Source organism: Endozoicomonas sp. NE40, assembly GCF_040549045.1.
GTDB classification, from domain to species: Bacteria; Pseudomonadota; Gammaproteobacteria; order Pseudomonadales; family Endozoicomonadaceae; genus Endozoicomonas_A; species Endozoicomonas_A lisbonensis.
In genome coordinates, this window is record NZ_JBEWTB010000002.1 from 2370001 (window position 1) to 2391710 (window position 21710).

At 47.8% G+C, this 21710-nt stretch carries 24 protein-coding genes (1 of these 24 running past the window's edge); 7 read left to right on the top strand and 17 right to left on the bottom strand.

What is annotated here, in order from left to right:
• The 9 genes from atpD to V5J35_RS11815 all read right to left on the bottom strand — a co-directional run.
• On the bottom strand, positions 1-289 hold the beginning of the coding sequence (gene atpD, locus V5J35_RS11775; protein WP_354007316.1) for a F0F1 ATP synthase subunit beta. The gene continues 1088 nt to the left of window position 1, outside the view; only the first 289 of its 1377 coding nucleotides appear in the window; the start codon lies at positions 287-289; its stop codon lies off the left edge, out of view.
• A 55-nt stretch (positions 290-344) separates the two neighbouring features.
• Positions 345-1205, bottom strand: coding sequence for a F0F1 ATP synthase subunit gamma (gene atpG, locus V5J35_RS11780; RefSeq protein WP_354007317.1), 861 nt, complete (start codon positions 1203-1205; stop codon positions 345-347).
• Positions 1206-1260: 55 nt separating this feature from the next.
• Positions 1261-2802 carry a F0F1 ATP synthase subunit alpha gene (atpA, locus tag V5J35_RS11785; protein ID WP_354007318.1) on the bottom strand — a complete coding sequence of 514 codons (1542 nt, stop codon included), beginning with the start codon at positions 2800-2802 and terminating at the stop codon, positions 1261-1263.
• 79 nt (positions 2803-2881) lie between these two features.
• Positions 2882-3415 (bottom strand): F0F1 ATP synthase subunit delta, encoded by a 534-nt coding sequence (locus tag V5J35_RS11790; protein ID WP_354007319.1) that lies wholly within the window; start codon positions 3413-3415, stop codon positions 2882-2884.
• A 12-nt stretch (positions 3416-3427) separates the two neighbouring features.
• Complete coding sequence (locus tag V5J35_RS11795; RefSeq protein WP_354007320.1) at positions 3428-3898, bottom strand: F0F1 ATP synthase subunit B; 471 nt, start codon at positions 3896-3898, stop codon at positions 3428-3430.
• Between the two features lie 211 nt (positions 3899-4109).
• Positions 4110-4364 (bottom strand): F0F1 ATP synthase subunit C, encoded by a 255-nt coding sequence (atpE, locus tag V5J35_RS11800; protein WP_034878947.1) that lies wholly within the window; start codon positions 4362-4364, stop codon positions 4110-4112.
• Positions 4365-4488: 124 nt separating this feature from the next.
• On the bottom strand, positions 4489-5355 hold the full coding sequence (gene atpB / locus V5J35_RS11805; protein ID WP_354007321.1) for a F0F1 ATP synthase subunit A: 867 nt from the start codon (positions 5353-5355) through the stop codon (positions 4489-4491).
• Between the two features lie 36 nt (positions 5356-5391).
• The gene (locus V5J35_RS11810) at positions 5392-5808 is read right to left on the bottom strand and encodes a F0F1 ATP synthase subunit I (protein ID WP_354007322.1); all 417 of its coding nucleotides are present in this window, start codon (positions 5806-5808) and stop codon (positions 5392-5394) included.
• A 562-nt stretch (positions 5809-6370) separates the two neighbouring features.
• On the bottom strand, positions 6371-7270 hold the full coding sequence (locus tag V5J35_RS11815) for a LysR substrate-binding domain-containing protein (RefSeq protein WP_354007323.1): 900 nt from the start codon (positions 7268-7270) through the stop codon (positions 6371-6373).
• An 845-nt stretch (positions 7271-8115) separates the two neighbouring features.
• Here V5J35_RS11815 and V5J35_RS11820 point away from each other — a divergent pair.
• The 3 genes from V5J35_RS11820 (at position 8116) to V5J35_RS11830 (ending at position 10981) form a co-directional block, all read left to right on the top strand.
• Positions 8116-9003, top strand: a complete 888-nt coding sequence (locus tag V5J35_RS11820; RefSeq protein ID WP_354007324.1) for a hypothetical protein — start codon at positions 8116-8118, stop codon at positions 9001-9003.
• Between the two features lie 161 nt (positions 9004-9164).
• Positions 9165-9680 (top strand): hypothetical protein, encoded by a 516-nt coding sequence (locus V5J35_RS11825; protein WP_354007325.1) that lies wholly within the window; start codon positions 9165-9167, stop codon positions 9678-9680.
• A 419-nt stretch (positions 9681-10099) separates the two neighbouring features.
• The gene (locus tag V5J35_RS11830) at positions 10100-10981 is read left to right on the top strand and encodes a hypothetical protein (protein ID WP_354007326.1); all 882 of its coding nucleotides are present in this window, start codon (positions 10100-10102) and stop codon (positions 10979-10981) included.
• Between the two features lie 174 nt (positions 10982-11155).
• On the opposite strand, the gene V5J35_RS11835 is transcribed toward V5J35_RS11830, so the two are convergent.
• The 5 genes from V5J35_RS11835 to V5J35_RS11855 all read right to left on the bottom strand — a co-directional run bounded on the left by V5J35_RS11835 (position 11156) and on the right by V5J35_RS11855 (position 15278).
• Positions 11156-11665, bottom strand: coding sequence for a cyclin-dependent kinase inhibitor 3 family protein (locus V5J35_RS11835; protein ID WP_354007327.1), 510 nt, complete (start codon positions 11663-11665; stop codon positions 11156-11158).
• A 173-nt stretch (positions 11666-11838) separates the two neighbouring features.
• Positions 11839-12372, bottom strand: a complete 534-nt coding sequence (locus V5J35_RS11840) for a GNAT family N-acetyltransferase (protein ID WP_354007328.1) — start codon at positions 12370-12372, stop codon at positions 11839-11841.
• Positions 12369-12638 (bottom strand): type II toxin-antitoxin system TacA family antitoxin, encoded by a 270-nt coding sequence (locus V5J35_RS11845; protein WP_354007329.1) that lies wholly within the window; start codon positions 12636-12638, stop codon positions 12369-12371. The genes V5J35_RS11840 and V5J35_RS11845 overlap by 4 nt, the downstream gene beginning before the upstream one ends.
• A gap of 126 nt (positions 12639-12764) precedes the next feature.
• On the bottom strand, positions 12765-14693 hold the full coding sequence (locus tag V5J35_RS11850) for a bifunctional 2',3'-cyclic-nucleotide 2'-phosphodiesterase/3'-nucleotidase (RefSeq protein ID WP_354007330.1): 1929 nt from the start codon (positions 14691-14693) through the stop codon (positions 12765-12767).
• Positions 14694-14927: 234 nt separating this feature from the next.
• Entirely contained in the window at positions 14928-15278 is a 351-nt protein-coding gene (locus V5J35_RS11855) for a YggL 50S ribosome-binding family protein (protein ID WP_354007331.1), read from the bottom strand.
• Between the two features lie 142 nt (positions 15279-15420).
• Here V5J35_RS11855 and V5J35_RS11860 point away from each other — a divergent pair, with 142 nt between their 5' ends.
• On the top strand, positions 15421-16179 hold the full coding sequence (locus V5J35_RS11860) for a hypothetical protein (RefSeq protein WP_354007332.1): 759 nt from the start codon (positions 15421-15423) through the stop codon (positions 16177-16179).
• Between the two features lie 46 nt (positions 16180-16225).
• Here the strand turns inward: V5J35_RS11860 and V5J35_RS11865 are convergent, their stop codons facing one another.
• From V5J35_RS11865 to rsmG, 3 genes are read right to left on the bottom strand one after another with little or no spacing between them, the layout of a single operon-like run.
• Positions 16226-17155, bottom strand: coding sequence for a ParB/RepB/Spo0J family partition protein (locus V5J35_RS11865; protein WP_354007333.1), 930 nt, complete (start codon positions 17153-17155; stop codon positions 16226-16228).
• On the bottom strand, positions 17155-17952 hold the full coding sequence (locus V5J35_RS11870; protein WP_354007334.1) for a ParA family protein: 798 nt from the start codon (positions 17950-17952) through the stop codon (positions 17155-17157). The genes V5J35_RS11865 and V5J35_RS11870 overlap by 1 nt, the downstream gene beginning before the upstream one ends.
• A 24-nt stretch (positions 17953-17976) precedes the next feature.
• Positions 17977-18615, bottom strand: a complete 639-nt coding sequence (gene rsmG, locus V5J35_RS11875; RefSeq protein ID WP_354007335.1) for a 16S rRNA (guanine(527)-N(7))-methyltransferase RsmG — start codon at positions 18613-18615, stop codon at positions 17977-17979.
• 147 nt (positions 18616-18762) lie between these two features.
• On the opposite strand from rsmG, the gene V5J35_RS11880 reads away from it, so the two are divergent.
• From V5J35_RS11880 to V5J35_RS11890, 3 genes are all read left to right on the top strand, one after another.
• The gene (locus tag V5J35_RS11880) at positions 18763-19224 is read left to right on the top strand and encodes a type III secretion system chaperone (RefSeq protein WP_354007336.1); all 462 of its coding nucleotides are present in this window, start codon (positions 18763-18765) and stop codon (positions 19222-19224) included.
• Positions 19221-20348, top strand: a complete 1128-nt coding sequence (locus V5J35_RS11885; protein WP_354007337.1) for a Tle-like phospholipase domain-containing protein — start codon at positions 19221-19223, stop codon at positions 20346-20348. Before V5J35_RS11880 ends, V5J35_RS11885 begins: the two co-directional genes overlap by 4 nt.
• A gap of 236 nt (positions 20349-20584) precedes the next feature.
• On the top strand, positions 20585-21637 hold the full coding sequence (locus tag V5J35_RS11890) for a formylglycine-generating enzyme family protein (protein ID WP_354016389.1): 1053 nt from the start codon (positions 20585-20587) through the stop codon (positions 21635-21637).
• Positions 21638-21710 lie beyond the last annotated feature (73 nt).

Sequence of the window (21710 nt, forward strand, 5' to 3'; positions counted from 1 at the left end):
TCTCATCGATAGGATCACCCAGAACGTCCATAATGCGTCCCAGGGTTTCTTTACCCACTGGCACCTGAATCGGAGCGCCAGTGTTATTGACAGCCAGCCCACGGGAGACCCCTTCAGTGGAACCCATAGCAATGGAACGCACAATACCGTCGCCCAGCTGCTGCTGAACTTCCAGAACCAGACTTTTTTCGTCCACTGTCAAAGCATCATACACTTTGGGAACACTTTCCCTTGGAAATTCGACGTCGATGACGGCGCCGATTATTTGTACGATACGACCGCTACTCATAACCTACCCTCTACCTTTTTCTTTTTTACAGCCGTGCGCTACAGACAGCAGCGCTTTAAACGGCCGCGGCGCCGCTCACGATTTCTGACAATTCCTGTGTGATCGCTGCCTGACGAGCCTTGTTGTAAACCAGTTGCAAATCGTCAATCAGGTTTCCGGCGTTATCGGTAGCACTCTTCATAGCGACCATTCGGGCCGCCTGTTCACAGGCATTATTTTCTACCACAGCCTGAAAGACCTGGGATTCGATATAACGCACCAGCAAACCATCCAGCAAAGCTTTAGCATCGGGTTCGTAGATGTAGTCCCAGGGCTTCTTCAGTGAATCATCGTCGTCTGCCACCAGAGGCAGCAATTGCAAGGACGTCGGTTTTTGCGTCATGGTGTTCACGAATTCACTGTGTACCACGAACAAACGATCAATCTTGCCTTCCTCATAACTGTCGAGCATCACCTTTACGCCACCAATCAGGTCGGCAATATTGGGTGAGTCGCCAATGTGGGTCATAGCTGCCACAACGTTGCCGCCATAGCTGCGAAAGAACGACACTGCCTTGCTGCCGATCAGGCAAAGGTCAATCTCAACGCCTTTGTCTTTCCAGCCACTCATTTCAGAAACGGCTTTCTTGAACAGGTTGATGTTAAGACCACCACACAAACCACGATCTGTTGAAACGATAATGAAACCAACCCGCTTCACTTCCCGCTCAAACATATAAGTGTGCTTGTACTCGGCATTAGCGTGAGCAACATGCCCGACAACCTGACGGATACGTTCAGCATAGGGGCGGCTGGTTTCACGCCGGTCCTGTGCTTTACGCATTTTGCTCGCTGCCACCATTTCCATGGCGCTGGTGATCTTCTGCGTACTTTTAATGGACGATATCTGCGTCCTAATCTCTTTTGCGCCTGCCATTTTCAGTCCTCAAGCCAGCTACCGTTACCAGAAGCTGGCTTTGATACACAGATGTTTACCAGGTCTGGGTGGCCTTGAACTTTTCAATGGCTTCCTTGATACCTGCCTGAATGTCGTCGTTGTAGTCTCCGGTTTCATTCACTCTGGAGATCAACTCACTGTATTCAGCCCTGGCAAAACTGAGCAGAGCAGCTTCGAAATCACCAATCTTGTTCAGGGCAACATCTTCCAGATAGCCATGTTCTGCCGCATAAATAACAAGCCCCATTTCCGCCACTGACAACGGTTCATACTGCTTCTGTTTCATCAGCTCAGTCACACGCTGACCGTGTTCAAGCTGTTTACGTGTCGCTTCATCAAGATCGGAAGCGAACTGGGCAAATGCCTGAAGTTCGCGATACTGAGCCAGTGCCAAACGAATACCGCCACCCAGTTTCTTGATAATCTTGGTTTGTGCCGCACCACCTACCCGGGATACCGATACGCCAGCGTTCATCGCCGGACGAATACCCGCGTTGAACAGATCGGTTTCAAGGAAAATCTGACCATCGGTAATAGAAATAACGTTGGTAGGTACAAAGGCCGATACGTCACCCGCCTGAGTTTCAATGATGGGCAGAGCCGTTAATGAACCGGTCTGGCCTTTAACTTCGCCATCGGTAATTTTTTCTACGTAGTCAGCATTAACACGGGCAGCACGTTCCAGCAGACGGGAGTGGAGATAAAAAACGTCACCGGGATAAGCTTCACGACCGGGAGGACGACGCAGCAACAGGGATATCTGCCGGTATGCCCAAGCCTGCTTGGTTAAATCATCATAAACAATCAGGGCATCTTCACCGCGATCACGGAAGTACTCGCCCATGGAACAACCACCAAAAGGCGCAAGGAACTGCATCGCAGCCGGATCAGCAGCACCGGCAGCCACAACAATGGTGTGTTCCATCGCACCGTGTTCTTCAAGCTTGCGTACAACGTTGGCAATGGTGGATTGCTTCTGGCCGATGGCGACATAGACACACTTAATGCCTGTGCCTTTCTGGTTGATGATGGCATCAACGGCCAAGGCGGTTTTACCAGTCTGGCGGTCACCAATGACCAGCTCACGCTGACCACGCCCAATGGGTACCATTGAGTCAACGGACTTGTATCCGGTCTGTACCGGTTCATCCACCGACTGACGGGCAATAACCCCCGGTGCGACCTTTTCAATGGGTGAGCTTGCAGAGGCTTCCAGAGGCCCTTTGCCATCAACCGGATTACCCAGTGCATCCACCACACGACCCAGCAGTTCTCTGCCCACCGGAACTTCGAGAATTCGACCTGTACACTGGACACTCTGACCCTCAGCCAGATGACCGTAGTCGCCTAAAACAACAGCACCTACGGAGTCCTGTTCCAGGTTGAGAGCCATGCCGTATACGCCACCGGAGAATTTGATCATCTCCCCGTACATAACGTCGGCCAGACCATGGATTCGAACGATACCGTCGGTCACGCTGACAATGGTACCTTCGTTTTGTGCTTCACTGGACACATCAAGTTGCGCAATGCGGCTTTTGATGATGTCACTGACCTCGGAAGGATTCAGTTGCATAGCTTACCTGCCAAATTTGTAGCTATTGAAAACAGCCTTGAGCTGGAAAAGCCTGAGCTGATAAATAGCTAAAAAATAACTATGAAATCATTGCATCAGCCAACTTGGTCAAGCGGGTACGAACACTGCCATCGATCACAAGATCGCCAGCTTTTACAATCACCCCACCCACCAGTTCGCTGTCTATTTGTGTGTGCATCCGGACACTTCGCCCCAGACGCTGCTCAACTTTCTTAGCGATCTTCTCTTCCTGAGATTCCGTCAGAGGGAACGCTGAAGTTACGACTACATCCTGATAACTCTGATCTTGTGATTTCATCTGCTCGAACAGCGCATCAATATGCGGCAGCAGAGAAATACGTTTTTTATTGGTAAGAATTCTGATGTAATTTTCGACTTCAACCGTAAGGCTGCCTTCACACAACTGGATAAAGGCCCCTGCCTTCATGTCACCGTTTGTCGACGGATCTTTCAGTATCCGGTCAACGGCCTCACGCCTGGACACACTGGCACAGAGTGTCAGCATCTGAGACCACTCATCCAGCTGGTCAAGCTCCTTGGCCAGTTTGAATGCGGCTTTAGCGTAGGGACGGGCGCATGTGGTCAATTCCATGGATAACCCTCTTTATAGTTCCGCAACCAGGTCATCAACCAGACGGCTGTTGGCGGACTCATCCAGATTTTCACCAAGAATCCGTTCAGCTCCGGCGACAGCAAGAACCGCTACCTGGGCGCGTAATGTTTCACGAGCCCGGTTGAGTTCCTGTTCGATATCAGCCTGGGCTGCTGCTTTCACTCTTTCAGCTTCTTCTCTGGCCTGCTCTTTGGCTTCATCAACAATCTGCCCTGCACGCTTGTTGGCAAGATCAATGATTTCCTGGGCCTGCTCACGCGCACCCTGAAGCTGTTCAGTGACTTTCAGTTGTGCAACTTCCAGCTCCTCGTTGCCACGGGCGGCGGCAGCCAGACCATCAGCAATTTCTTTTTTCCGGGTGTTCAGAATCTGCATAATGGGTGGCCACACATACTTCATGCAGAACCAGACAAACACCGCAAACGCAATTGACTGACCAATAATGGTCGCATTTATATTCATGCAAACTCCTGTGCTCCAGTTGTTTCAAAAGATGTTTCAAATCAACCCGCACTGTTTTTTCTTATCAGCCTGAAACAACATCACCATCAAGGTTCCTGCTCAAACTGTTTGGCTCCCAGTAAGCCGGCTGTACTGCTTAAACCTTCTAGCCGGGTCTTTGAATCAGCTTACTGCAACTGCCAGATACAAGGTGCTGCTGATTATTGAGCACCTATTGAACGAGAGCCACAAACGGATTAGCAAAGGTGAAGAACAGAGCGATACCCACACCAATCATGGTCACGGCATCAAGCAGACCAGCTACGATGAACATTTTCACCTGCAGCATAGGTACCATTTCCGGTTGACGGGCTGCACCCTCAAGGAATTTCCCCCCCAGAATACCGAAGCCTATAGCGGTTCCCAATGCGCCAAAGCCAATCAACAGGGCAACTGCAACTGCGGTCAGACCTACTACCAAGTCCATATTTCCTCCCGACATTCGTCGTTTAGTATTACTTCTCGAGTTAAAGATTCGTTTTATGGTTTATAAACAAAGCAACACATACAGCCGTGAAGCTCCAGCTTGCAGAAGCCTGTCAGCCAGACTCCTAATGATCTTCATGGGCCATACTCAGATACACCACTGTCAGCATCATGAAGATAAATGCCTGCAGCGTGACCACCAGAATATGGAACACCGCCCAACCGAAATGCAGTGGCAACTGGAAGTAACCAATCATTGCAATCAGGATGAAGATCAACTCACCGGCATACATGTTGCCGAACAGTCGCAACGCCAGAGAAACAGGTTTTGCAATCAGGGTGACGAATTCCAGCACGAAGTTAATTGGAATCAGCAGCGCCTGAACCGCCTTATTCGGGCTATTGAATGGATGAAGTGTCAGCTCAGCAATAAAGCCACCAACACCTTTCATCTTGACAGAGTAGAAGATAATCATCGCAAAGACGGTAAGAGACAGTCCAAGCGTAATATTCGGGTCGGTGGAAGGTACAACCTTCATGTAAGGAATGCCCAGCAGGGTGGCAAGTCCAGGAATCCAGTCCACAGGCACCAGGTCCATCAGGTTCATAAAGAACACCCAGACAAAAATAGTCAGGGCCAGCGGCGCAATCAGGTTGCTCTTTCCGTGGAAGGTGTCTTTAACACTGCCGTCAATAAACTCAATGATGGTTTCAACCACATTCTGTAAGCCACTGGGGGTACCAGAGGTAGCACTTTTCGCGATTTTTCTGAACAGGAAAACAAAAATCCCGCCCAGAAATACCGACCAGAACAGACTGTCCAGATGAAATGCCCAGAAGCCCATTGCCTGCGCCTCATAGGCACTATGGGCAATAGTCCAGACAGGTTCAGCCAAAATAGAACCGTCAGCCCGTTCGAATCCGGCTGGCAGTTGGCCAAAGGTCAGATTCTGCAAATGGTGCTGAATATATTCAGAAGCAGTTGCTGCCATGGAGTTCCCCGTTAACCATCAAAAGCTAATCGTTCTTTACTGACGACGCCCGACCAGCAAAGGTGTAAACCAGTTAACCGCCTGAACCAGTACGAATGCGCCAAACAGCGACAGCGGCTCAACCGGTTTCACCAGAGTAAAAATCAGGACAAAAGCCAGCATGGTTAATGCAAACTTACCTGCTTCTCCCTGGTAAAAAGACCTGGCAATTTTTTGTGCAGCGTTTGCACCCCTGTAACGAAATGCCTTCCAGACCAGATAAGCATTAGGAATAGAGCACGCCAGCCCGCCCAGAAAAGCGGAAGTAGCATGGATAATTCCCATCGGTAACAAAAACAGGGACAAGCACAATGTAGTCAACAACTGGGCAAGCACAACCCGATGAACCGCAGGGCGGCGCAAATGCGGATAGCGGCTTACGTTACTGTATTTCCACGCCCTGACTTCAGACATAGAGTTCACTGCCCACTGGACTGTTATGCGTAAATAAAAGGTTACGCATTCTGGTTTGCACAATTCGGACACCGGCATTGATTATTTTTCGTTCACCGGTTATTGCAGGGTTTTCAACTGCAGCTTCTGGTCAGAAAAAACTCTCTTTCCGAAAGCCCGAATCACCTTAAGGGAGTTCAGTTATTAGTCTGATGCAACGTTTTTGTCTATTTTTTGTTACATCACACTGAATTTTTAGCGTTTTTTCTCTCCCCTAGCGGCGAGCAGTATAATGTGTAGAAGTACCTACATTCAACCGATAGATTAACAGTAATTAACTATTACTCTTCGAGGTAGAGCATCATCTACTTAGAAAACAGTACAAACAACACCCAACACGGTTACTTATTCATCATCAGAAAACAGGCTGAAAAATAAACGACATCTCTACAGCCCTTTATATATGCACATTAAATGCATGTTCAAATTTTTTTACATACTAAAGCCAGGCCTGTTTTTTTTGACCTGGCCCTGTCCGGCTAACCCTGTCAAAAAGTCAGTCAGTCTTGAGAGTGGATAGTATTTACTGCTGGCTCTCTCTTTTAGAAAGAATAAAGTCGGTTGTTTTTTGAACAACACCGCTGCGGTATTTATTCCGATTAAGCAGAAGATAGAAATACCTTTTAAGGGTAAGGTCCCTGACATTAATGATCGACAGCAGGCCACCATTTACTGCACGCCAGACGGCCAGCCTGGAAATGCACGCAATCCCCAAACCGTCCATAACGGCCTGTTTGATGGCTTCTGAGCGATTCAGGCTCATCAGTATTCTGGGGGTAACCAGCTGTGAAGCGATGACTTCATCAAACAGTTCCCGCGTACCAGAACCCGACTCTCTCAGAATCCAGCTCTCGTCTTTCAGGTCTTTAAGCCCAATATCCTCTTTGTTCGCCAGAGGGTGGTCCGGGTGCGCAATAATAACCAGCTCATCCTCCCGCCAGGTGTGAACATCGATATCCGGATGCAGACAAGTGCCTTCAACAACTGCCATATCAATATCCATAGCCACCAGGCTATTGACGATACTGCGCGTGTTATCAATCGTCAGTTCGGTGCGGATTCTGGGAAACTCTCTGGAAAAATCCCCAAGGATTCCGGGCATCAGATTGTTTCCAACCGTAGAGCTGGCACTGATTTTAAGAACGCCCTGCTCATAGCAGCTGCCATCAACAAACTGCTGCTCTATCTCTTTTGCCCGGTCAACCAGCTCACAGGCCATGGGCAGCAATGCACGACCAGCATCGTTTAAAGTCATGGATGCCCCCTGGTGTCGATCAAACAGCGATCCCAGGTGTTTTTCAAGCTCAGACAGCGCCATACTGGCCGCAGGCTGGGAAATAAACAGCAACTCGGCTGCAGCCGTTACCCTTCCACACTGCGCAACGGCCTTAAAAATCTCCAGCTGCCGCAAAGTGATATGCATATACTCTCTCCACTATCTCTGTTAACTGGTCACTTCAGGGATAAGAATCATTTATATCTCCCTGATTATTTATTGATTATTCAGGTCTACACTTAGTTCATATACTGCGCCCATAAATTGCCAAGGCAGTTTTCCTTTTTGTCTTTGTTAATAAGGAAAGGGCATGAAACATACTTCAATTAAATCCTGGGTGGAATTAAAGAAGCAGACTCCCGTCTTTGAGCAGATTGTTCATTTAAAAAGGCGTCAGAGAAATGCGACTTGCTGGAATCACATGTCCCTGTTTTTTCGCGAAGCGGATAAACATTTGAAGTGACTCCCCGCAGGGCTTTGCAGAATCGCCTGAGGCCCTGATATACCAGCATTCTGACAGGTAAACGAAGCCGTAACAATAATGAGCAAAAGGCTATCGCGCTTTACTTCCTGAATAAACAGGGTGTAAAGCCCGGCAGCTTTATAGCTTTCGGACTTTGACGTTACCGCAGAAGACTTAGCCGCAATTGATTGCGGCTTTTTTTGACTTTAGGAGCCGTACCCCACTCCAGCATAATCTGCCTTATCATCAGTCCCGTCCTTCCGAAACCACCTTCACACGTATGGTGATTGACTACCCCTCATTTAATCTAACCATAAAGACGACACTTATCGTTTTATTGTGACACCTGTCAAAGAGGCTTATCCAGAGATAAAGGCGTGCATATGATCACTTTCACCTCCTGATCATGGACGACTGTGTTGAGATGACAGACTCACTTCATATTGGAAAGCACTGATATTTGAAAAAAAGCCAAACCATTACTAAAAATATTGATGCAAATAATTATCATTTGTTTTTATGGTGTGAAATGAAAAAAAATCAGGCAGATGTCCAACAGCGACAGAGTCGTGTACTTAAACAACTGGCATTTCTAACTGCTTTGGCTGGTGCGCCCAACTGGAACAGTCAGGCTGAAGTCATTCAGCTTGATAACAGCAATTTTGTTCAATACCTGAATGCGGATCAACCGGTTAATGGTACCTACCAATTATCCGACAACATTGACCTTAGCCGATACGCCCCGTGGAAGCCGGTAGGGAATGCTTCTACACCACTAACTGTCACATTAGACGGCAATTATCGTATTATCTCCGGTTTGAACGTAGCAACCTCTTCTAATAACACAGCATCGGGACTGTTCGGAATGCTGCTGGACAGCCAGGTTCGACAGATCATACTCAGGCAACCGCAAGTCTCCAGTTCCGGTCCATCAAGTCCGACAGGCGCTCTGGTTGGTGAGCTGTGGCGGAGCCGGGTGGAAGAGATTGTCAACTTTAACGGAACGGTCACTACTACGGGTGATGTGAGTGACACCGGGGGAATTACGGGAAAAGCCCGGGATAACAGTGTTGTACGCAACACGATCAATACTGGCAGCATAACGGCAATAACAAAATCCAATGTGGCCGGTATCTCAGGATCAGCAGATCAACAATCCTCCGTTGCAAGCAACCTGAATGAAGTTAGTGATATGACGCATTTTAACGGAAAGGTGTATCTAACAGGAAAGGCGGGAAACCATACGCTTATCGGGCTCTATCTCCTTCATAATCAAATTTATTATTCTACAAAGGGTGCAAGATACGAAGAAGAGCTGGGGCAGCGTATCGTGATGTCACCAGATGGCAAAAAGCTGTATGTTGCCGGTGTCGGACGAGATGGGGGAAATCCCTATTCTGTGTTTGTTCGGCAGTAGTCACCTCATTTGGTGATGAAGGCGAGAGCATTGTCACCAACAATAAACCTGAAAAAAGCCAGCAGGATATTCTGGTTCATGGCGACTGGGTCTATGTTGCGACGGTCAGCCCTGAGGGGGAACAGTATTCAATCCGCAGGTTCGCAACGGATACAGGCCAGATGGACGGCGGTTTCATCATAGAGGATACCATCGATGAACCTGCAAGTTCGTCTGATTCATTTTCAATGGTGAGATTAACCGCCAGTGAAAACACCATTCGTACCCTCATTTACAACAGTGATGAGCAGTTCTCTGTAATCACCTATGAGGACGGACAGAAAATTAATCAGGGCAGCAGGAAATTTGACCACCTTGCTATGAACTTCATTCATCCGGTTATGGTTGGTGACAAAGCGTATCTGGCAGTTTTGTACCATGATAAATCCGCAGGTCGCAGCTCTGTCGTCTTTATGTTAGAAATTTCGCTGGATTCTCAAAGTTATCTGTCAGGGCAAACGACTGCCGTTGTCACATCGCCCAAAGGCCTGGCTGACTGGGTCATTCCGGTTGCTGTCGCAGCACCAGTGGTAGCAGTTGTTTCGATAATTACGATCATCCTGGTCGCCAAAAACAAGGGAAGGTCATTGCGTTTGCAAGGAGATATGGAAATGCAAGGAATGGCCCTGCTGGAGTAGTCACCTTTTTGAAGAACATAATGCCAGAGCTTGCTCCCGGAGTCGTTGCTGTCATTGCGTACAGGGCGACTCCGGGGATGCGGGAGACAGGGTTGTTCTCACGAAGGCGGGGATTCACCATGGACAGGGGATTTTCGCTGTGAGAGCGTTTGCAGATTTTCTACAATAAGCTAGTTTTCAGGGAGGATATTTAAGAGTTCAACTCATCCCTCAGTACAATAATGAAATCATTACATAATACGAAGCCAGACCGTTTTACATCGGGTTCAGAACACTTCTCTAATGTCTTTTATAGCTGGTTATATGGCTGCTTACTGATTATTCTGATTTTGCTTTCCCCTCCTGCACTGTCATACAACGTTTTTTTACAGGATGCAGCCGAATTCAGACCCGGGTCGGAGGAACATGACCACATACTCATGTCAGCTACCCCCCAAAGTTTAAATGTTGCCCATGTTAATGACAGCTCACTGGGCGCCCTGGTTAATATTTTATTCAATGACCTGAGACGAAGACTGGCCTCTTCTGAACAGACAAATCACAACCCTTCAACCTACCCGCTTGCCGAGCTTTACCCTGATCGTGAACGGCAACATGTTGTGTTCATGGATTTTTACAACAACTTTGGCGGCGTGGAGTTTGAAGTCGTTACTTGTGACAGGTTTGGAAATCACATCTCTTTCAACTTCGCAGAACTCCTTAACCACATGCGAGTTACGAACAATGTGTCCTTGTCTTCCCAGGATAACTTTGGCGTACCGGGACTGAATATTTTTAACGTCCTGATAAGGGAGGATGTGATGGGAAGTATTGTCAACATGCTTCAGAATCATTCTACTCAGAATACTGCCACCATCGAAGTTCCCGCATTCTTGCCGGTTGGACAACCCCCTTATTTTGATACCAGAACGTGGACATCCTATGTTGCTGCTTTCGGTCAGGGCGAGCAGCAAGGCAACCTGATTTACAGCGAATACCCAAGAGTGTTTGAAAGGGCTCCGGAACCGAGGCGTCAGGGGCTGCTGGTCAGAATACGTCATTTAAGTGCTGATGAAATGCAAACCCATCGACACAGAGGCAACATGACAAACCGCCTTTACAATGCGTTGACCGGTGGTTGGAATACGCTCTCCTCCTGGTTATTCGGCTCTGGCAACTCAAATACAGCCGACACCGGGGTTGACGACACAACCTTTGAATCAAATTTCGATGGAGATATAGCTTCATTACAAAAGTGGCTTACTCATCAAATAAGAGAAGTGAAATCCTGGGGTGGGCAACTGACCACTTTGAAGCACTGAGTCAACACCAGCCAGCAGACCCCCGAACAACATACGTCTCAAGCTCCGATAATGCTGAGTCATATTGGTAACGTCCAACAGCCTTTGAAAGCTTTCGGACTTTGATATAAACGAAGAAAGTTCAGCCACACTGCATCGCGACCTTAATTCTCAGTTTTAACGTGACGCTGGGTTTTACTTCTGGCTTTCTGCAACAGCCTGAATATATTCAAGCTGTTCAGAAATCGTAAATGCATTGGGCCGTTGAGCCTTGATCAGATCAATCACATTGTCCAGGGGCATACCCCGCTCCAGCATAATCTGACCGGCCATCAGTCCTGTTCTTCCCGAACCGCCCTTACAATGAATAGCTATAGACTGTCCGTTGTTCAGTAACTGATGAATGTCGTCTGCATACTTTGCCCATGCAGAAAAAAACGGTTCACGTGGGCCTTCATCGTCGACAATTGGCAGGTGGAACCACTGCATACCGGCCTTTTTAACCTCAAGAGGCAAGTCAGCTACGCCACTTTCGTTCAGGTCTACTGTTGGCATCAGTGTTAAAACCGCACTTGCCCCCCACTCTCGCAGTGTTGTCAGCGAATCAACAAGTGACTCATTCCGGGTACCCGGACAAGGGGTTAAACCGATTTTTCCATCAGAATTAATAACAGGCACAAACCAGACAGGGTGTGATGAACTCATCGCGCTCTCATTCAGGGTTATTGCAAAAGTGCTGGATTCTAAGGGGTTTACGATAAAATTACCGCTATTTCATGACTGCAGGATAACGCCTGGTTCAACCGCTGCCGAAGACGATCAGATAGAGGGGCGAAGCCCCGGAACGAACTGGAACCATTTGTTACATTTGTGGCAGGCTACGAACCAAAAAGCTGGGCTACTGTTTTCATGGGTAGGAACATGCGAACTCTACCATTATGTTCACACAATACATCAAAGCCATATTTTGCATAAAATGTCTCTGCAGCATCCGTTAAGCAGTCAACAATAATGGCGTATGCGCGCATATGAGAGTTTATTGCCCACAGGTACTTTAGGGCATTTATCAGGCATATTTTTCCTAATCCCTCACCATGAAATTCTCGATGAACCGCAAGCTGTGCGATCAAAAACACAGGGACGGGATATCGTGGCAACTTCTTTGCTAAAGCTTCAGGTAAAGTATTTCGACAGATAGAGCCTGGCGCAATGCTGTAAAATGCACAGATTGGTATTTTTTGATTTGGCAAAGGGTTTGATGCAGGCAGAACCATTGTACGACTGATACCTGCCTGCATATGTTTTGCAGCTTGAGTTTGGATGAACAAATTTAATTCAGTCTCACCAGAATCAAATGATGCTCTATCGTGGATATCTTTATCGAGTTCCACAAACTCCTTTGACCAGCTCACTTGACACCTTTCTCCTCGGTAAATGCTAAGGCATCCACCAAAGCTTTATTTGGAGCCTTTGCCTTTTCGCAGGCTTCTGTAAAGCGATCAAAAACATCGTTTTCGACTGTAATGCTCTCATATTCAGAAATAACCTGAGTAGAGTCTTCATCCATGAGCCTGACAACGTATTCGGTCAAACTCCTCAGCCCCAGCAGGGCTGAAGCCTTCTCTGCTTTAGCCTTGATCTCCTCATCAAGTCTTAGGTCTAAGCGTGCAGTAGCCATTTTTTACCCTCCATTTGTACGGATATATTCCGTATAGAAAGAGTTTAGACCTGAGAGCTCCTATAAACAAGTTGTACGGATGAATGACGGATTATTTTAGCGACTATAACAATCTCAGTAACAGCATTAATCTTCTTTTAAGTCGATTGTGTACACTGCAAAACCTGAGTCATCCTTATCAATCTGCTTCATCTCGTATACCGCATACTCTTTGATGAAATCAGCCGCTTTCCTGCTCGGAGACGTTTCAATCACAATTTCCAGGTCGGTATCGGTCTTGATCGGTGCCAGCTTCCAGTTATTGGTTGCAGTGGGTTTTACAGAGCCCGTTTCTTCCGTTGCTTTAGCGATGTAATGAGACAACACCTGCCTGTTTTCATCGGGCGAGGCAAAAGCAATATGATCGTCACCTGTTCCGGCAAAATTATCACTACCAGAAGCCCTGAAGTTATTGGTAGCAATGATAAATTCCTGATCGTCTCTGACCGGCCTCCCTTCAAAGGTCAGATCTACAATCCTCTCTGACTGAGGATGAATCAAGCGGCCATCTCCATCATATTTAGCGGGTTTAGTGACATCGATCTGATATTCAACGCCATCGATGACATCAAAATTGTAGGTTCTGAAACCATCCCAGTTAATCAGGTGTTGCCGTCTGGTACTGTCAGGATCAATCTGGTTAAACTGCCCGGCAGACATTTCCAGCCAGTCTTTCAGCTCTTTACCATTAATTTTTAAAGCGACCAGGGTGTTCGGATAGAGATAAAGATCTGCAGCATTACTGAATGTCAGAGTACCAGCTTCCACTTCGGTATAACGACTTGGATCATTTTTGTGTCCACCCACTTTGAAGGGCGCTGCAGCTGAGATGACCGGAAGTCTGTTCAGGTCCGGATCCCCCTCAATAACCTCTTTTACATAGTCAATCTGGGCATCATTAACAATCTGAATGGTTGGGTCATCCTGAACGAGAGCCAGATAGCTGTACATCACATCATCAGCTTTACCAATAGGCTGACTGGCAAATTCTTTAGTGCCTTTATGTTCAACTTCCACGGCTTTGATAACATCCGGATCGGCTTCAACCAGAGCTTTATTGCGACGCCCATCATAGACCGGGCGGGCCTGAGAGTGAGCAGAAACCACCTTCCATTCGCCACTGCTGTTGTCCAATGTTAAGTCAACAACTCCCAGATGGTCTCCCCAGCGCCCCGGCATCACAGCGGCGACACCATTAATGGTACCTTGATCAATATTGACCCCTTTAATGCCCTTATAGGCAGGCCCCGGAAACACTTCATGAGAATGACCCAACAGAATGGCGTCAATGTCTTCTACCTGCGAGAGGTAGTAAGCTGAGTTTTCAGCCATGGTGTTGTATGGGTCGGTACTGATGCCTGAGTGAGGGATTGCAATAATCACATCCGCCCCCTCTTTTTTCATCTTCGGTACCAGTTTTTTAGCGGTCTGCAAAATATCTTCGGTGACCACCTGCCCTCCAAGGTGTTTCTTGTCCCACTGCACAACCTGTGGCGGAACAAACCCGATAAAACCAACCCGCACAGGCTGTTTTTTGCCGTTGTTATCTATAAATACCTTGTCCTGAATAACATAGGCATTGAAGAGGTGCTGCCTGTTTTGTGCAGACAATAGATTAGCGCAGACGTAAGGAAAGTTGGCACCCGCCACCGCCAGTTTCAGGTACTCCAGCCCGTAGTTGAATTCGTGATTACCAATGTTGCCAACATCGTAGTTCAGCAGGTTCATCGCTTTATAAACCGGGTGGACATCACCTTTTTGCAACCCCCGCTCAGCCATATAGTCCCCCATTGGAGAGCCCTGAAGCAGGTCACCGTTATCCACCAGAATACTGTTGTCTACCTCTTTTCTGGCATTACGGATCAACGTTGCCACCCTGACCAAACCTATCTCTTCAGACTGTTTTCCTTTGTAATAATCAAAATCCATAACATTGGCGTGAATATCCGTTGTTTCCATAACTCGCAACTCTATGATCGCTGCATAGAGATCATCACTGAGAAGCCAGCTTGCCAATACTGTTATGAATACTGCCCGAAGAAACACCATAAAGAACCCGCTAAATGACTGAAGAAGGAAAGCGCGGAAGTGTAGGAAAGATCAGGAGAGAAGGAGAACAGAATGAACCTGCTTAAAGCCTAATCATCTAAAAAATAAAATAGATATAGTTATATCGTATGACCAGAAAGACAGGCCGCTCTGACCCGAAGGATCAGGTCAGAGCGGCCTCAGCTATTTTAGAACAACGGATTAAAGCTCAAAGTTGGCATCAATCAAATGACCAACAGAGTGCTTGGCTACCAGTTCCTGCTGCTCAAACCAGGCATCCAATAGCTTGCGGTGGTCTTCTGAAGAAGAAGCATACCGTTTAGCGGGTACCACAAAGCCAGAAAAACCTTCTTTAGTGCCACCGCCACCAAAGACCAGCTGGTTGGCATCGATCACATTCGTCAGAAAATCGTCAAAAAAGGCATCCATGGTTTCCTCAGTGGTGGAATCGGCAAAGGTTAAGTCCACCTCAAAACCCAGGACTTTAAATTCATCGACGTACAACTTTTTACGCAGGCGCCTGCTGCGCTTTTTAGCATCGACCTTGATCATCAGTTACAACCTTAAAGATACTCATCAAAATGATGCACTAGAAGATACGACAGATAGTCCACCTTGGCAAAGCCGTTACCAGAGTCGCTAAGTTATAGGCTAATCTTCTTGTTAACGGGCTGATAACCGCGCAGGGATGATCATGAAAGTTTCAATGGCCAGGGCATATTTCAAGCAACATATGGGCCTTGCCAGTATAAAGGAAAAATTTGCTCAAAAATTCGGGTTCAAGGTTAAAACCAATGAACAGGTCGAAGCTAAAATCCCCAAAGGCGTTGAGACAGATGCTCCCCTCACCCACCCAAAGCCTATAAAATCCCGACAAACAAAAAAAGCAAAGCCATCAGCATGGGCTAACTGGCAGATGGCGCGCAGCAAAAAGCAATCAAGGAAGCTATTCGGTGAAATGCTGCAAAACTGGATGTCAGACAAACCGGAAAAAGCGGTTCAAAGCTACGTGAAATTCCGTAGGCAGCTCGAGAAGACCATGACACTGGAAAAATATGAAGATATGTCTGCTGATGACTACGCTAACAAAACCGAATCTGTATTGATGGATTTTATTGCCTCACTTAAAACCAAAGAGCCATTAGAGAAAATAAAAAATGACTTGCGACATGGTGGCAAGATATACCGGGGGCTTTGTGCCCTGACTTATTTGCAGAACGGAACCAACGATGAGGGGAAACTGTGGAGGCATTCATTAAGCGATAAGGCAAATGCAGCCCTAACCTCTATCAATACCCTTTGTCTGGATCTTTTTAAAAACTTCCTTCCCTTAAAAAACGAAGCTCTTCAAGAAGCATTAATGAAAGAGACTGATCCTGAAAGAACCAACCAGTCCGAACAGGAAGTTGAAGACATAAAAGCTGCTTTTTCTGCTCTGAAAAAAATAAAATAATCGTTGTTTTGCAAGACTATTCCTGCAAAACAACGAAGTGACCCCGTCAATGGATATGAGCTAACACCCCATCCAGCTCATCAAGGCTGTTATAGGAAATAACCAGCTTGCCCTTGCCTTTCGCATTGTACTGAATGGCTACTTTGGCACCAATTCGGTCAGTCAGGTCATCCTCAAGGCGTTTGATATCCGGGTCAACCTTCTTCTCTTTGCCTTTTTTGCCTTGCTCTTTTTCCTGCTGAATACGACGCGCCAGTGCCTCGGTCTGGCGTACAGACAAGCCTTTTGCCACCACGGAACGAGCCGCTTCCAGCTGTTCCATCTCAGGCAGAGGCAGCAAGGCCCGGGCATGCCCCATTTCCAGATCACCATACTCCAGCAGTTTTTTCACCTCATCACCAAGGGACATCAGGCGCAGAGTGTTGGTGACCGCAGTACGGGATTTGCCCACGGCTTCAGCCACTTCCTGCTGTGTGAGTTCAAACTCTTTCTGAAGACGGGACAGGGCAATCGCTTCTTCGATGGGATTAAGATCTTCACGCTGGATATTTTCGATCAACGCCATAGCGATGGCCGCGTCATCAGGAACATCACGAATCAGAACCGGCACTTCGCCCAGACCGGCAATCTGGGCTGCACGCCAGCGTCGTTCACCAGCAATGATCTCATAACGGTTTTCAGTCAGAGGGCGAACCACGATCGGCTGCATGATTCCCTGAGCCTTGATACTTTCCGCCAGTTCTTCCAGGGCATCCGGGTGCATATCACGACGGGGCTGGTATTTACCCCGAACCACAAATTCCACCGGAAGCTCTCTAAGCTCTTTATGTAACGAGTTATCAGAAGAGTTAGAAGAACCTTCTACAAGATCGCTCACAGACGCTTCAGGCATAGCGAGATCGCCAGACACAGAAGCCGATAAATTGGCACCGCCAAGTAGTGCATTCAAATTGGTGCCGAGACGTTTTTTAGCCATTAGCTCACAGCTTCCCTTTGAGTCTTGAACTTAATGTCGTGCCTGCGGATCATCTCTCCAGCCAAAGCAAGATAAGCAATAGCACCACGGGAGTTCTTATCGTAAGCCAGTACCGGCTTACCATGACTGGGCGCTTCTGCCAGCCGCACATTCCTTGGAATCACGGTGCGGTATACCTGATCACCAAAATGGCTGATCAGCTGGCGAGACACCTCGTTAGTCAAACCAATACGGGGGTCGTACATGGTTCGCAACAAACCTTCAATATGCAACCCGGGATTGAGCGTCTGACGGATACCGGTAATGGTTTCCATCAGGGCCGTTAACCCTTCCAGTGCATAATATTCACACTGCATTGGAATGATCACACCTTCTGCTGCCACCAGGGCGTTCAGTGTCAGCATATTTAACGACGGTGGGCAATCAATCATGATGAAGTCGTAGCGATCCTGAATCCTCTTCAGGGCATCCCGCAGGCGGGTTTCCTTCCCCATAAGGTTCATCAGTTCTACTTCGGCAGCAGTCAGGTCAGAATTAGTGGGAAGAATATCGTAACCAGCGTCATCACTATGCACAATGACATCATCTATGGCATTTCGTCCGGTCAGCACATGGTAGGAAGACAGTTCCAGATCATGCTTGTTCACCCCACTACCCATGGTGGCATTGCCCTGGGGGTCCAGGTCAATCAGCAACACCTTGCGCTTGGTGGCGACCAGAGAAGCGGACAGATTCACGCAGGACGTTGTTTTGCCAACGCCACCTTTCTGATTGGTTACCGCGAGTATTTTTCCCACTGCCTTATGTTACCGTTCGTTCTATTAATTCTTTATCTGCTTCAGCATAACGAGATGACGCTGTGCCTCACAACCCGGAACCGACAAAATATGACTTTCGGTCTCTTTAATATCAGGCCGTACTGCGTACAGATCCTGTAATTCTTCTTCCGGATACAGGCCTTTCATCGCAAGAAAGGTACCTTCCGGACTCAAAAGATGATGCGTTCCTTCCACCATATCCAGCAAAGAGCTGAAGGCTCGTGACATAATAACATCAAAAGGTTGCTCACCCTGAAAGGATTCACAGCGGGTATTTTCAACCCGAACGTTTTTTAAACCCAGCTCCATTTTTGCCTGAGTCATGAATCTGGTTTTTTTACCATTACTGTCCAGCAAAGTGAATTGCTTTTCAGGGTACATAATCGCCATGATCATGCCCGGCAGACCGGGGCCGGAACCCACGTCCATCAGGTAATCTCCGGTCATGTACGGTGCAATACTCAGACTGTCGAGAATATGGCGGGACACCATCTCATTAATATCGCGCACGGCTGTCAGGTTGTAAGCCTTGTTCCATTTGGCCAGCAACTCAACATACCGGGTCAGCAAATCAGCCTGCTCTTCAGTTAACGACACAGACAGTGTATTTGCACCCCGGCAGATACTTTCACGTAGGGACATTTCAAACTAACCCGGAAAAAAATCAATAGGTTAGTTTATTGTAATTCGCCAGAAGCGTCGAACGCAGACTCATACCAATTCCGTCCTGCCTAAAGCATCAGCAACAGAAGCCGATGTGAACTTTCAGGTTCACACGAGCTAAATCTGATGGCTGACCCACAAGAACAATTCGAACAACTGATTCAGCACCTGAGTAGCATCAGTGGTCACGATTTCCCCATCAATGACAACGCCTGCACGCTGGTCAATGAAGACAATGAAGTTGCTGCGGTCATTGAGCTACCTGAAGACAGCGACCTGCTGTTAATCCATACAATGGTTGCCCGGCTACCTTCTGATCCGGAAGTACGCCATGGCAGGGCTCTGCAACTGCTGACACTGAACAGCAGCCCGGACAAACTGCGTGGAGCCTGGTTTTCCATCGATGAAGAAGGCTACGGCATTCACCTGACAACCAGCTCGCCAGTCGACAGCCTGACAACCGGTATATTCGAAAACCTGCTCTTCAATTACATCCAGCTTGCCGAAAAGCTGAAGCAGGAACTGACAGAAGAAGAGCTGGAACTTGCCAGCCCTCCTCCCCCACCGGCCGCAGGATTACAGGTATGAGTCCGGGCGGAGCCAGTTTTCCTACAACGGGACCTTCAGGGGTTGATCCAAACAGACCCTCCCTCCAGCCTGATAACGAAAAACGCTCATCTGCGCCAGTTTCAAACCCGGCCCTGAAAGAACGTCTGCAACAATTCAAATCCGGGCTCAGTGGATTACCGGGAAAGCTCAGGGGACACTTTCAGTCTCTGCACCGGCAGCCACCCGAAGTAACTCCGCAGCTTGTTTCAAAAACAGCAAAAGCCTATGCCGTTGAAGCCCCACCTCCAACCGATGCAAAACAAAAAGTTCAATTAGCCATCGATGCTGAAATTGCAGCATTTCCTTATCATCGGTCCCTGGACAAAATCGCCTCGATTTCACAAACCTCTGAGAATAACCCAGGCATCGAACCGGAAGCTGGAAAGCACCTGAAATCTGGAAAATGGGATACCGCTCGTCCTCTTGCCCTGGAGGCAGGCAAGGCTGCAGGACTTTCCACAAAGGGTTCTGAAGGCTTTATTTATAATAAAAAATCTGGCTTCACAGCCTATATTCTCCACAACCCGGCATCAAAAGAAGTACGACTTGTTTTTGGTGGAACCACATCCGGCAAAACAACCGGGGGACTCGTTAAACGTTCCCTGCTGAACCGTGGGTTCACTCTAAGGCAATGGATTGCCAACGGCAAAAATGCCGTACTTGGCAAAACACCCGACAGTTACAGACAAGCCAGTGAGCTGACTCAGGAAGTACAGCGTTTGATGGCAACAGACCCGAAATATAAGGACTATACCCTGACTGTCTCTGGTCACTCCAAAGGCGGGGGAGAAGCCGCCTATGCGGCTCTGAGCCAGAAAGAACCTGTGCACGCCATTTGTTTTTCCAGTGCAGAGCTTGGCAAAGAGATGCGAGAGTCTATCCCCGAGGAAACAAGAGCCAGTGCCGAAGCGTATGTTCACCATTATTACGTAGAAGGTGACGCAGTACCTGTTATGGGTGACAACGCGATCATTAAGAGAACGGGCAAGCCCGGACATATCGGCAAAGTGACCACACTCCCTGCAGATAATGAGGGAGCCAGTGGTCTGGATCGCCATGACAAGTTCACCCGTCATATTCATCACTTTGCAAAGTCAGGTTAATCTGAAACCCTCTTGTGCGATCCGCTCTGAAGTGACTGCTCCCCGCCCTCTCGGGGCGAGGGTTTACGGCGATTTTGCTAAAAAAGATGTGCTTCTGAATTTTCGGTAGAATCAGAGTATATTGATCTGAAATAACCTCTGGATCACTCAATATGAAAGAAAGAAGTTATAGCTTTCTGGCTTCGGCCCTCTTAGTGATTGTACTGTTAAATGGCTGTTCAGGGGGGAGAGAGTCAGTGGAACATGCAGTAAACGGCGAACTTCTTCAGACGGCCCGGCCTACCGAAAAAGAGCTGGAATTCGTTAAATCAAAAGCCAACAGACTGAGTAAAAATACATCCGGTTACTGGGAGGCCGATTTTGGCGATGGCATTACTCTCATCTATGTGCCTGCGGGATCTTTCACCATGGGAAATAATGCCCTGTCGGAAAAAGTGGTGAAAGAATCAGAACCCGCTTCACCTGAGCACAGGGTTAGTCTGGATCACTACTGGATCAGCAAAACGCCGATCACTATAGGTCAATTCAGAAAGTTTGTTGAGGACACAAAATACGTTACGGATGTGGAGCAGAAAGGAAGCGAAGGTCCCTTTATCTATGACTTTCCTTCGTCTGGATTTCTACCCAAAAAAGGGTACTACTGGGACAACGCTTTTAAAGACGTCATCAAAAAATACCCTGAAATTACCGTTAATGACCAGCACCCGGTTAACTGCGTCAGCTGGAATGATGCAATCGCCTACACCCGCTGGTTAAAAAGCAGGACTGGGCTGAAGTTTACACTGCCCACGGAAGCTGAGTGGGAATACGCGGCCAGGGGAAGTGACGGTCGTATCTATCCCTGGGGAAATGAAGCACCCGATGGGAAAAAGGCAAACTACGCAGATGATACCTTTGATAAATACTTCCCTGGTACCGAGCAGTCTATCGTGGATAAAGGAACTAATGATGGTTATGCAATCACCTCTCCGGTCGGTGTGTTTCCAGAGGGCAAGTCGCCCATTGGAGCTCTGGATATGGCGGGAAACGTGACCGAATGGGTTTATGACTCTTTCTATAAGTATGAAAATAAGCCTATGAAGAATCCGATCAGTCTGAAAGACAATAATATCAGAATGATGAAAGCCGGTTTTTGGGCAGGCTCTGCCGGAAGATCCGGAGCCGTGCCCGATGAACTTGTTTTTGGCCATAACATCCGTTCGGATGCAAGACAGGGTGATGACCAGAACAGTGCCGACGATCACCTGGGGTTTAGAATCGCAATATCCTATGTCCGGAGAGATCGGTAGCACCAGGCATTGTCGGGGAGGTCGTACAGCTGCTACCGCATTACTGCCAGCTACCCAGAATCCATTAAGAGCC